The 11,581-nt window shown below is 76.2% G+C and carries 8 protein-coding genes; 1 reads left to right on the top strand and 7 read right to left on the bottom strand.

The window, feature by feature from the left end; translation table 11 throughout:
- Positions 1 to 18 precede the first annotated feature (18 nt).
- Together ACFWJB_RS24980 and ACFWJB_RS24985 are read right to left on the bottom strand one after the other, a co-directional pair.
- Positions 19 to 717 carry a phosphopantetheine-binding protein gene (locus ACFWJB_RS24980; protein WP_386924966.1) on the bottom strand — a complete coding sequence of 233 codons (699 nt, stop codon included), beginning with the start codon at positions 715 to 717 and terminating at the stop codon, positions 19 to 21.
- 143 nt (positions 718 to 860) lie between these two features.
- Complete coding sequence (locus ACFWJB_RS24985; protein WP_386924968.1) at positions 861 to 2,105, bottom strand: aminotransferase class V-fold PLP-dependent enzyme; 1,245 nt, start codon at positions 2,103 to 2,105, stop codon at positions 861 to 863.
- Positions 2,106 to 2,429: 324 nt separating this feature from the next.
- On the opposite strand from ACFWJB_RS24985, the gene ACFWJB_RS24990 reads away from it, so the two are divergent.
- On the top strand, positions 2,430 to 6,557 hold the full coding sequence (locus ACFWJB_RS24990; RefSeq protein ID WP_386924970.1) for an AMP-binding protein: 4,128 nt from the start codon (positions 2,430 to 2,432) through the stop codon (positions 6,555 to 6,557).
- A gap of 52 nt (positions 6,558 to 6,609) precedes the next feature.
- On the opposite strand, the gene ACFWJB_RS24995 is transcribed toward ACFWJB_RS24990, so the two are convergent.
- The 5 genes from ACFWJB_RS24995 to ACFWJB_RS25015 form a co-directional block, all read right to left on the bottom strand.
- A complete protein-coding gene (locus tag ACFWJB_RS24995; RefSeq protein WP_386924972.1) occupies positions 6,610 to 7,905 on the bottom strand; it encodes a helix-turn-helix domain-containing protein in 1,296 nt (431 codons plus the stop codon).
- A 453-nt stretch (positions 7,906 to 8,358) separates the two neighbouring features.
- On the bottom strand, positions 8,359 to 9,084 hold the full coding sequence (locus tag ACFWJB_RS25000) for a response regulator transcription factor (RefSeq protein ID WP_386924974.1): 726 nt from the start codon (positions 9,082 to 9,084) through the stop codon (positions 8,359 to 8,361).
- Between the two features lie 32 nt (positions 9,085 to 9,116).
- Positions 9,117 to 9,938 (bottom strand): BTAD domain-containing putative transcriptional regulator, encoded by an 822-nt coding sequence (locus ACFWJB_RS25005; RefSeq protein WP_385470485.1) that lies wholly within the window; start codon positions 9,936 to 9,938, stop codon positions 9,117 to 9,119.
- Positions 9,939 to 10,305: 367 nt separating this feature from the next.
- Positions 10,306 to 11,151, bottom strand: coding sequence for a BTAD domain-containing putative transcriptional regulator (locus ACFWJB_RS25010; protein ID WP_386924976.1), 846 nt, complete (start codon positions 11,149 to 11,151; stop codon positions 10,306 to 10,308).
- A gap of 286 nt (positions 11,152 to 11,437) precedes the next feature.
- On the bottom strand, positions 11,438 to 11,581 hold a 144-nt coding region (locus ACFWJB_RS25015), incomplete at its 5' end, for a carboxyl transferase domain-containing protein (protein ID WP_360352095.1).

The raw sequence follows: 11,581 nt of genomic DNA on the forward strand, positions 1-11,581 counted from the left end.
GTGTGGCCGGTTCCGCGCTCACACCGGCCCGGCGCCGAGGAGTTCGGCCGCCTCGTCGATGCTGAGCAGGTCGTCGCGGACCGCGTCCAGCAGGGCCTCCAGGTCGACCGGGGCGGCGTCGGCGTCGCGGGAGGGCCGGGCAATGGGTGCGGCGGGCGCCTGCGGTGCGGTGCCGGCCGTGCCCGTCCGCGTGGCGATGTGCGCCGCGAGTGAGGCGAGGGTGGGGTGCCGGTAGAGCACGTCGGGCGTCTCGGTCAGTTCCCAGGCGCGGTTGACGTCCGCCACGAACTGCGCCGCGAGCAGTGAGTCCACGCCGAGGACGGTGAAGTCGCTGCCGGTGTCGAGGGCGGCCGGCGCGCAGCCCAGCACGAGGGCGAGCTGCTCCCGCAGCCGCTCGACGGCACCGCCGTTGCCCGTGCCCTGGGGCGGTGCGGGGGCGCCGGTCTGCGCGGCGAGGTGTGCCGCCAGTTCCCTGGGGGTGGGGAACGTGTAGAGGGCGCCCGGGGGGACGGCGGTGCCGTAGCGGGCATTGAGCGTGTCGAGGAACTCCACGCTGCGCAGGGAGTCCAGTCCCAGCAGCCAGAAGGTCTGCCCGGTGTCGACGGCCCGGGCCTGTGCGCCCACGAGGTCGGCCAGCGTCGCGGTCAGTTCGCCGAGCACGTCGGCGGCCGGCTGCTGCGGGGCGGGCTGTCCGGGCAGGGGTGCGGCGGCAGTCATGGTGGCGTCTCTCCAGAGGTCGTCCGTCCCGAAGGGCCGTCCGCGCAGTGTGCCCGGGGCCCGGCGGGGCGCACATCGCCGCACGGGGTGAACCGGCCTCGGCCCCTCACTCCCGCGAGTGATCCCGCCGCGAGGGGCCCCGGCTAGCCCGGTGTTCCGCCCGCGGCCCGCCGGGGTGCCGGGTCGTGAGGGGTGGTCACCAGAGTCAGGTGCGCGGCGCCGGGGCTGCGGCGCCGGGCCCGGGCGGGCGGCGGGCCGGCCGCTGCGGGCCCGGGTACGGCGGTGAGCGGCGCGGGGGCGGGCCGTGCGCCGGCCACCGGGCGGGGGCGGGGGCGGGGGGTGGTGAGGATCTCCCGCAGTGCCTCGCCGAACCGGGCCGTGTCCTGGAGGGTGTTGTCGTACCTCACCGAGGCGCGCACGGTCGTGGGGGCGGCGGTGTGGGGGCGCAGCAGCGGGGTCTGCTGGGCGACGGTCTTCCACACCACGACGCCGCGCCGCGCCAGCTGCTGGCGGATGTGGGCGGCGGGCAGGTCCGCGTGGCGGAAGGCGACGATGCCCGACTGGATCCGTCCGGGGGCGACGGGTGCGGTGCCGGGGGCCTGTTCGACGGCGGCGCGCAGGGCGTCGGTGAGGGCGTGGACGTCCCCGGCCGCCGCCGCGTGTGCGGTCAGGGTGGCGTGCAGTGCCGCGACGGCCGGCGCGTCCGGCGGGAGGGCGGGGGCGTCCGGTGCGGCGAGTGCGTCGCGCATTCTCCGGTCGGTGCAGGCGAAGCCGGCGGACTCCGGTCCGCCCAGGAAGCGCCAGGCGTCCCCGGTCAGCAGGTGGCAGCCGATGCGGGCGGTGTCCACGGGCAGCTGGCCGACGGAGTAGGAGGCGTCGACGGCGTACAGGCAGCGGTGGGGGGCGAGGATGCGCCCCACGTCCTCCACCGGGCTGACGGTGCCGCAGACCGCCGGGACATGCGTGAGCGACACCAGGGCGACGTCGCCGGTGATGTTGCGGGCCATCCATTCCAGGTCCAGGTCGCCGTCCGGGCGCAGCGGGACGACCTCGAGGGTGCAGCGGGTGCGGTCGCGCAGGGCGTACAGGGCGGTGAGGTGGGAGGCGCTCTCGTAGGGGGTGGTCCACACGCGGTCGCCGGGGCCGAGGGGCAGGCGGGCGACGTGGGCGGCGAACGCCTCGGCGGCGCCGCGGTGCAGGGTGATGCCGTCGGCGGGGGCGCCCAGCAGGGCGGCGAGGTATTGCTGTGTCCGGCGGCGCAGTCCGCCGTCGAGGCGTTCCTCGAGGGCGAGGGCGCCGTGCTGGTCCTCGTGGCGGGCCCATCGGGTGAGGACCTCGCGGGCGGCGACGGGCATGCGGCCCAGTCCGGCCGGGTTCAGGTGGATCATCCGGGACCTCCTCCCTCGTACGGCGTGGGCAAGCAGTTGCCTGGGTTCGGCAATACGTTGCCAAGGGTTGCGGCGGGTGGCAACGCCGGCTCGAGCACCGCTCCAGCGGCACCTCGCCCGCCTGCTGTTCCTCGTCCGGCGGTCCGGCCGGTGCGGCGCTCCTCCGGTGCCGGCGGGGAGGCGGGGAGGTGTGCGGGGCGGGGGCGGCGGCCGGTGTCTCCAGTGCCGCTCGACCGTTTCGAGACGGATTCTCGAAAGCGGGTTGCCAGCCTGTTGGCACATTCTTGCCATGCCGGAAGGCGCTGTCCTAAGGAGCGGGTGCTGATGTCGATCTGCGGCCTCATCGAGCAGCAGGCGAAGGCCCGGCCGGGTGCCACCGCGGTCGTCTATCCCGGGTGCGGTGACGGCGGTGAGGCGCGCCTGACGTACGGGGAGCTGAGTACCGCGGCGAACCGGCTGGCCGCTCATCTGCGGGCGCGTGGTGCGGGCCGCGGTGAGCGGGTGGTGGTGTCGCTGCGGCCGGGTCCGCGGATGGTGACCGCGTTCCTGGCGCTCGCGCGGGCCGGCATGGTGTGCGTCCCGGTCGATCCGTCCGCTCCCGCCGGGTGGCGCCGTGCCGTCGTGCGGGACAGCGCGGCCCGTACGGTGCTGACCGAGGGTGACGGGGCGCAGTACTCGGGCCCGGGCGTGCGGGTGGTCCGGGTGGACGCCGAGGCCGCCGAGATCGCCGGGCGTCCCGGTGTGCTGCCGGCCGGGGCGCCCGGCCCCGAGGACGCCGCCTGCATCTGTTACACCTCCGGCACCACCGGTCCTGCCAAGGGCGTCGTCGTCCCGCACCGGGCCGTTGCGGAGCTGGCGGGTTGCGCGCGGCGGCTGGGGCTGGCGGCCGGTGACGTGGTGGCCCAGGTGGCCGGGCCGGCGTGTCACGCGGTCCTGTTCGAGGTGTGGGCGGCGCTCAGCGCCGGGGCCCGTCTGGTGGGTCTGGCGCCGCAGACCGTGGCCGGCCCGGACCGTTTCGCCGAGGCGGTGCGTGCGCACGGCGTCTCGGTCGTTTCGCTGCCGACGGCCCTGTTCGGGCTGATCGCCCAAAAGCGGCCGGACGCCTTCGCCCCGCTGCGGGTCGTGCTGTTCGGCGGCCAGGGGTGCGACCCGCGTGCGGTGCGCGCGGTGTTCGAGGCGGGGCCGCCCGGGCGGCTGCTGCACGTGTACGGGTCGGCCGAGGCGGCCACGCCGGCCCTGTGGCACGAGGTCACCGAGCCGGCCGAGGGGGACCGTGCCGTTGCCGTGGGCCGTCCGGCCGGGGCGGGTACCGCCGTGGTGGAGGGCGGCGACGGGGCCCCGGTGGCGCCCGGCGGCACCGGGGAGCTGCTGCTGGGCGGGCCGGGTCTGGCCACCGGTTACCTGAACCGGCCCGATCTGGACGCCCGGCGGTTCGTGGAGGACCGCTTCACCGGTGGCGGCGGTGTGCTGTACCGCACGGGTGATGTGGTGCTGCTGCGTGAGGACGGTCTGCTGGAGTTCGTGGGCCGGGTGGAGGACCGGGTGAGGCTGAACGGCCTGCGGGTGGATCTGGGTGCGGTGGAGTCGGCGGTGAGCGGGCATCCGGCGGTGTCCGCGGCCGCGGTGTCGCTGCACGAGTCGGGGGACGGGCAGCGGCATCTGGTGGCGCACGTGGTGCCGGCCCGGCCCGCAGCCGCCCCCGGCGCGGGCGGGGGTGGGGGTGGTGGTGCGGGCCGGGGGCTGGTCGTGGCCCTGGACGGGCATCTGCGGCGGCGGCTGCCGGCGCACATGGTTCCCTCGGCGGTGGTGGCCGTGGACGCGCTGCCGCTGAACGCCCACGGCAAGACCGACCGCGGGGCGCTGAGAGCGCCCGCCGGTCTGGCCGGGCGGCCGGCCGGCACCCCGCCGGGCACTCCGGTGCAGGAGATCGTCCGCGACCTGTTCGCGGAGGTGCTGGAGCTGCCGCGGCATCAGGTCCACGCGGAGTCCGACTTCTTCGCGCTCGGCGGCCGCCCGCCCGCCGCCGCCCGGCTGCTGGCCCGGATCCGCGAGACCCTGGACGCCGAGGTGGGCGCCCGGGCCCTGCAAGGGGCGCCGACTCCGGCCGCTCTGGCCGCCCTGGCGGGCGAGAGGCCCGCCGTGGCCGTCGGCCCCCGCGGCGCGGGGCCGGACAGCGCGCTGCTGGCGCTGCGGCTGCGCGGCCCGGTGGACATGCGGGCCCTGCAGCAGGCCCTGGAGGACCTCGGCCGGCGTCACGAGGTGCTGCGCAACTCACGGCTGGGCTCGGCCGGGACCCGGCTGCACGTCCTGGCCGGCGACGACCACCGCCTCGATCTCGCCCTGCCCGCGGACTGCGTCGACGCCTGGTCCTCCCTGCCGCTGGCCGCCGAACTCGCCCGGGCCTACGCGGCACGCGCCACCGGCGCCGCCCCGCACCGCGGTCCGGCGGCACTGGACGCCGCGCCCCGGGCGCTGGCCGGCGACCGCGGGCCCACCGCCGTCCCGGGCGCCGCTGCCGACGCCCGCCACCCCTCGTACGGCATCCACCTGACGGATCTGGACGCCGGCCTGCACGAGCGGCTGACCCGGTTCGCGGCACGGCACGGCAGCACCCTGTTCATGGTGGTGCACGCCGCGCTCACCGCGCTGCTGGCCCGGGCGGGAACGCCCGGCGAGGTCACCGTCGCCGCGCCGGTGCCGGCCCGCGACAGCGCGGGGCTGCGCGCCGCGGTGGGCCCCTACGGGCGGGTGCTGGCCCTGACGGTGGACGCCTCGGACGACCCCGCCTTCGCCGAACTGCTGCGCCGGGTCAAGGAGGCGGACCTGGCCGCCTACCGCGACGGCGGGGCGCCCCTGGCCCGGCCGGGCACCGGTGTCGCGCTGAGCGTCCTGCAGGAGGCGGTGGGCGCTTTCACCGCGGCAGGGCTCACCGTGCAGCCCGAGCGGCCCCAACCGCCGGTGCCGGCCGCGGATCTGGTGTGGACGCTGACCGAGCGGCAGACGCCGCAGGGCGCGGCGGCGGGCATCGGCGTGGCGGCCTCCTACCGGCACGAGACGGTCGGCGAGCAGCGGGCGGTGTCCCTGACCGCGGTGCTGACGGCCGTGCTGCGGGCCGTGCTGGACGCCCCGTGGACCGCGCTGAGCCGGCTTCCGGTGCCGGACGGGCGGCGGGCGGCGGGCGGGGTGTGGGCGGGCGCGGACGTCGCGGCGCCGGCGCGGTCGGTGGCGGAGCTGTTCGCCGGGCAGGCCGCGCTCACCCCGCGGGCGCCCGCCCTGGCCGGCCTGACCTACGCCGGGCTCGACGCGCGGTCCGACCTGCTGGCGCACGCGCTGATCGAGCACGGGGCGGGTCCGGGCACCTCGGTGCTCACCGCGCTGTCCTCCCCCGTCGGGTTCGCGGTGGCCGCGCTCGCGGTCGTCAAGACGGGGGCCGCGCTGCTGGCGGTGGACCCGGCGGCGGGCCTGGACGGGCGGCTGCGGCCGGTGGCGCTGCTGCTGGACGAGACGGCCGACCTGCTGCTGCCCGCCGTCCCCGGCGCGGTCCGGCTGGTCCGCGACGACGCCGCCGACCGGCTGGTGCCCACCGGGCGCTGGCCGGTCACCGACGCCGACCGCACGCGGCCGCCGGCGGCCGGCGACCCGGTGCTGCTGGTGCCCGGCGAGGACGGCACGGTGGTGATCGGCGCGGCGGCCGTCGCCGCGGCGGCCGCCGCCCGCCCGGCGGGCGCCGCGTGGCTGGTGCGCGGCTACCCGGACGAGGACGCGGTGCTGGGCCTGCTGGGCGCCCTGGTGTGCGGGGCCCGGGTGCACGTGCCGGACGGCTGTCTGTCCCGGGCCGTGCCGCACGAGGTGCTGGGCTGGCTCGGGCGCCGGCACGCGCGGCTGGTGCTGGGCGGGGACGACGACCTGCTGGGTGCGCTGTCGGCGCTGGCCCGCACCGAGGGTGCCGAGCTGACCCTGAGCGGCGGCTGGGCGGAGGGCCGCCTGGTCGTCGAGCAGTCGGCCGACGGCACCGCGCGGCCCGCTCCCGGTTACCGCGCCTACGTCCTGGACGGCCGGATGCGGCCGGTGGGGCCGGGCGAGACGGGCACCTTGTACATCGCCGGGGCGGGGGTGGCCCAGGGGTACGCCGGCCGGACGGCCGCCTCCGGCGAGCGGTTCCTGCCCGACCCGTTCGGCGCGGGCCGGGAGGGCACCGCCCGCATGTGGCGCACCGGCCGCGCGGCCCGTCTGCACGCCGGCGGTGAGCTGCGCGTCCTGGACCGCCCGGCCGGCGACGACCCCTTCGCCGACGGCTCGGCCACGTTCGTGGTGCTCGCCGACGACACCGGTCACCGTGCCCTGTGGCCGGCCGTGGCCCTGGTGCCCGAGGGCTGGCACACGACGCATCCGGAGGATCTGTACGAGTTGTGCCTGGACCACATCAACGACCACCTCAACGACGCCTGCTAGACCCCGGTGGGTGCCGGCGGGCACGCGGGCGGGGGGTGCGGGGGGGGCGGGGTCAGCCGCGGCGGTCGGGTTCGGCCGGGGCGGGGGTGCTGTGTGCGGGTTGCGGCGCCGCGGACGCGGCCGACCTGCCGGTGCCGGTGCCGGTGCCGGTGCCGGTGAGGGCTTCGGCCAGGACGCGCCAGATGTCGGCCGCCAGGTCGATGTTGGCGTCGGCCTGGGCCTGCTCGGCCAGTGAGCGCAGCCCCTCGATGCCGCCCCGGTCGCCGCGCAGGATGCGCAGCCGGTGGCGCAGCATGTCCAGGCGGACGCGGTCGCGGTAGGTCATCCGGGGTTCTTCCAGGGCGAGTTCGCCGAGCAGGAGGCGGGCTTCGTCGTAGCGGGCGGTGTGGAAGGCGAGGTCGGCCCTGAGCGCGGTCAGCTCCTGGCGCAGGCCGGGGGTGCCGACGAAGGCCAGGGCGGGTTCCGCGGCGCTGACGCACCGTTCGGCGGCCTGCGGGTCGGGCGGGGGCTTTTGCAGATACAGGCGGCCCGCCGCGAGCCGCAGCCGCACCCACAGCACCAGGTCCTCGCTGCCGCTGTAGCGCTTCAGGGCCTGTTCGAAGCAGGCCTGTGCGAACTCGTGGTCGCCCTGGCGCAGGCGGACGGCGGCCGCGGTCCACATCGCCTCCGCCCACAGGGTGTCGGAGCGGCCCTCGACCAGGGTGAGCAGTTCGTCGCTGTGGGCGCGGGCGTCGGGTGTCCGGCCGGCTTCGGCCTCCACCGACACCAGGGCGAGCAGGACGGCGATGCGGTCGCTCACGCCCAGGGCCTCCTGGCGGGCCAGGTGGTGGGCGGTGCCGGCGGCGTCGAGGGCGGCGCCGATCTCGCCCAGCGAGCGCAGGCAGCGGGCGAGCCGGGTCAGTCCGCGCACCCGCAGTTCGCTCAGGCCGACCTCGTCGCCGAGCCTCACCAGTTCCTGGAGGTGGGCGCGTTCGCCGGTGTGGTCGCCCTGGACGCGCCGCTGCCGGGCCAGTTGCCACAGTGCCTGCCAGCGCAGCACGGGCGCCTCGTGGCTCTCGGCGGCCAGTGCCTCGCGCAGGGTGTCCAGGGCCTCGTCGCTCCTGGCGGAGGCGACCAGCGACAGGGCGTGGGCGAGTGAGGCGCCCGCGGTCTCCTCCAGGTCGGCCGGCCGCAGGCCCAGGCGTTGGGCGAGGTAGGTCACGGCGCGGTCGGTGGGCCGGCGGGCCCCGGACTCCAGGCGGGAGAGGTATCCCGTGGACATGCCGTCGCCGGCCAGGGCGGACTGGGACAGGCCGCGGGCCTGGCGCAGTTTCCTCAGTCGGCGGCCGAACGCGGGCTGCTGAAGCATGTGGCCCTTCCCCCTGTGCCTGGCGGTCGGTTGGCCGCGGAGCGGATCGGCGGTCCTCCTCGAAGCAGCGCCGAGCGTAGGGGCCGGGCAAGCCCGGGGCAATGTTTTGCCAGGCGGGGTGCCCTGGTCCTCGTCGGTGTCTCACGCCGTTCTCCTGCGGTCCTCCAGCGGCTCGCGAACGGTTCCGGGCAGCATCTCCAGTGCCGGGCGGGCCGTGTCCGGCACCGGGCCTCTCACCCACGGGAGTCGATCATGGAACGTCCGGTTCCCGCGTGCCGTGCGGTGCGCCGGGGCGGGGCCGTGCGGCCGGGAGCGAAGCGGCGCGCGGCGCCCGACGACGACATCGGCTGGCCGAAGTGCCGGCCGCGGCCCGCCTGAGGCCGTCAACGCCCCCCATGCGCCCCGGTGCCGGACGGCGCGGCCGTCGAGGGTGCGCGGCGCGGCGGGCCGGGGTCAGGGTGCCGCGGGCCGGGGGGTGGTGTCGGGGGTCCGGCGTATGCCGGCCTCGAAGGCGTAGATGGCGGCGTGGACGCGGTTGCGCAGGCGCAGTTTGTGCAGGGTGTTCTGCACGTGGGTCTTGACGGTGTGCCGGGACAGGGAGAGGGCCTGGGCGATCTCCTCGTTGGACAGGCCCCGGGCCAGCAGTTCCAGTACCTCGGCCTCCCGCCGGGTCAGCTCCTCGGGGCGGACCGGGGACAGGCGGGAGGCGGGGGCGGGTGACGGGGCGGGGGCGAAGGCGTAGCCGGCCGCCGCCAGGACGACGGCGGCCGCGAGCTGCCCGGCGGTGGCCGTGCCGGGCAGTTCGCCGTGGACGCCGGCCGGTGTCCCGGCCCCTTCCGCGGTGCCGAGCAGGACGGTGCGCACGTCGTCGCCGGCCGCTTCGGCGAGCAGCCGGTGCTGGCCGGCGTTCAGCGGGCCGTGGACGACCAGGACGTGCGGGCGCGGGCCGTGCAGGTCGCCGGCCAGGCGCGGGCCGGGGGTGCTCGCGCCGGTGACGCGGATGCCGGGCTGCCCGGTCAGCAGGGTGGTGATGCCGACGCGGGCCAGCGGGTCGGTGCCGACGACGTGCACCCGCACCACAGGGTGCGGGTGCGGGTGTGTGCCCGGTCCGGGCCCGGCCGGTGGCTGGGGCCGGGCCGCCGGCGGCAGGACGTGCAGGGTGGCGTGACGTTCCTCCATCAGAGCCTCCTCACCCGCCGGCGGTGCCGGTTTCAGGCTGCGAACAGGTCGAACGTCGAGGTGCGCCGCGGGCCGGCCAGCACGTCCAGCTGCGGGTCGACGGAGAGCATGGCCTGGTGCATGCGCTGCAGCTGCGGTGACGGCTCGACGCCGAGTTCGTCGATGAGCCGCATCCGCAGCCTGCGGTAGGCCTCGAGCGCGGTCGCCTGCCGGCCCGACCGGTACAGCGCCACCATGACCTGGGAGTGCAGTCCTTCGTGGTGGGGGTGGCGTGCGGTCAGTTCGGTGAGTTCGGCGATCAGTTCGGCGTGCCGTCCCAGCCGCAGGTCGGCGTCCAGGCGCCGCTCGACGGTGGCGAGCCGGCTCTCCTGCAGCCGCATGACCTCGATGTCGAGGACGGGTCCCACTCTGACGTCGACCAGGGGCGCGCCGGTCCACAGGTCCAGTGCGGCCCGGAAGCGGGCGGCGGACGTCTTGTTGTCGCCGGTCTCGAAGGCGGTCTGTCCTTCGCGGGCGAGTTTTTCGTACTGGTGCACGTCCACGCAGTCGTCGTCGACCTGGAGCAGGTAGCCGCCGTGCCGGGTGGCCAGGACGTCCTTGGCGCCCGAGGGCGAGCCGGGGCCCATGGCCGTGCCCAGGCGTCTGCGCAGTTGGAGTATGTAGGTCTGCAGGGTCGTCAGGGCGCTCGGTGGGGGTTCGGTGCCCCAGAGTTCCTCCATGAGCGTGGGGACGGGCATGACCCGGCCCGGGTAGAGCGCCAGCAGCGACAGGATCTGCCGGGGTTTGCCGGCCGTCGGAACAATCGATCCCCCGTTGACCTCGGCACTCAACGGACCCAGAATTTGAATCTTCATGGTGGCCTCCGCACCTCGTCGAGTTCCTTGTCCAGTTCCTTTCGGTGGCCAGAAATCTCCGCCGCTGTGCACGCTAGCGGCCTTTGGTGCCCTCGAACGGTTTCCTGTACCGGATCTCCAGCGGAATTCCACGGCGTTTTTTGCGGGGGCCGTTCTTGTTTGCGGGGAACGTATGTACCGCCGCTTTAGTGAAGTACCAGTTCCGGTGTCCGGCGCCGGTACGGAGGTTGGTGTCCGTGCAGCTCACAGGCGTGGGCGGGGCAGGGCCGCCCGGGGGCGGGAATGTCCCGGGCGGGCCCTGGCGGGGGGAAATCGGCGGGCGGGATCAGCCGGGCGGGCGGGGCGGGAATTTGGGGGCCGGGGGCGGTCAGTGGACCGCTGCGGGGCGGGCGGCGGGCGGCGTGTACGCGGCGGCGGGCAGGCTTTCGCCGGCGGCCGTCAGGACGGACTGCTGCAGCCGCCGCAGCCGCGGGGAGGGGCGCATGCCCGAGTCCCGTTCGAGGGTGGTGTGCAGCCGCTGGTAGGCGGCGAGGGCCTCGCCGCGCCGGCCGCAGTGGTGCAGGGCCAGCATGAACTGGGCGTGCAGGTTCTCGTGGGTGGGGTGACGGCTGGTCAGAACGGTGAGTTCGGCGAGGACTTCGCGGTGGCGTCCGAGGCGGAGGTCGGCCTCGATGCGCTGGTCCAGTGCGCACAGCCGGCTCTCGTGCAGGCGTGCGGCCTCAAGGGCGAGCTGGGGGCCGGCGGGTACGTCGGCGAAGGCGTCGCCGGTCCACAGCCGCAGGGCGCCGTGGAGCGTGCGGGAGGCGCCGGCGAAGTCGCCGGCGTCCATGGCGCGGTAGCCCTGGCCGGTCAGATGCTCGAAGTCGCGTACGTCGCTCCGGCCGCCGGCGCAGGTGAGGAGGTATCCGCCCGGCGCGGTCGCCAGCAGGTCCTTAGGGGTGCGGGGCGCGGGCCGGGCGGCGTCCGCGCCGGGGGCGGGGGCGAGGGCGGTGGCGATGAGCTCGCGCAGCTGCAGGACGTAGGTCTGCAGGGTGGTGCGGGCGCTGCGGGGCGGGGTGCCCGACCAGAGTTCCTCGATGAGGTCGCCGACCGGTACGACCCGGTCGGCGTGCAGGGCCAGCAGCGCCAGGACCTGGCGTGGTTTGGGGGCCGTCGGGGCGACGGACACCCCGTTCTCCCTCACGTCCAGTGCGCCCAGTACGTCGATGTCCACGCCGTCTCCCTTGTCCGCGTGCGCCGCCGGCCCCTCCACGACTTTAAAAACAGCACGTGCGGTATGTCAATGCGGGTCAGGGGGCGCCCCTGACCCGCGCACCGCGATTGGCCGGAAAGCGGGGGCGCCGGCCGCGCACTCCGGCGTGAAACTCCTGTTCGAGGCGGTTTCGGGGTGGTCGCGGCATGCGGGGGCGGGGTGGGCGTGAGGCCGCTCACCCCGCCCGGTTGTCTGGTTCCCCCCGGAAAGGATCACCCGTAAACAGACCTTGCGGTCTGGCGGGTGGTCACTGCGGCGGGTTGCCGTGCTTGCGGGAGGGCAGGTCGGCGTGCTTAGTGTGGAGCATCGCCAGGGAGCGGATGAGGACCTCGCGGGTCTCGGCGGGGTCGATGACGTCGTCGACGAGGCCGCGTTCGGCCGCGTAGTAGGG

Origin of the sequence: Streptomyces sp. NPDC127100, from assembly GCF_042724095.1 — a bacterium.
Taxonomy (GTDB): Bacteria; Actinomycetota; Actinomycetes; order Streptomycetales; family Streptomycetaceae; genus Streptomyces.

What these genes read in the sequence shown, in the direction of transcription:
- ACFWJB_RS24980 (WP_386924966.1), bottom strand. Translation starts at nt 717, where the DNA reads ATGACTGCCGCCGCACCCCTGCCCGGACAGCCCGCCCCGCAGCAGCCG.
- ACFWJB_RS24995 (WP_386924972.1), bottom strand. Translation starts at nt 7,905, where the DNA reads ATGCTTCAGCAGCCCGCGTTCGGCCGCCGACTGAGGAAACTGCGCCAG.
- ACFWJB_RS25005 (WP_385470485.1), bottom strand. Translation starts at nt 9,938, where the DNA reads ATGAAGATTCAAATTCTGGGTCCGTTGAGTGCCGAGGTCAACGGGGGA.
- ACFWJB_RS24990 (WP_386924970.1), top strand. Translation starts at nt 2,430, where the DNA reads ATGTCGATCTGCGGCCTCATCGAGCAGCAGGCGAAGGCCCGGCCGGGT.
- ACFWJB_RS25000 (WP_386924974.1), bottom strand. Translation starts at nt 9,084, where the DNA reads ATGGAGGAACGTCACGCCACCCTGCACGTCCTGCCGCCGGCGGCCCGG.
- ACFWJB_RS24985 (WP_386924968.1), bottom strand. Translation starts at nt 2,105, where the DNA reads ATGATCCACCTGAACCCGGCCGGACTGGGCCGCATGCCCGTCGCCGCC.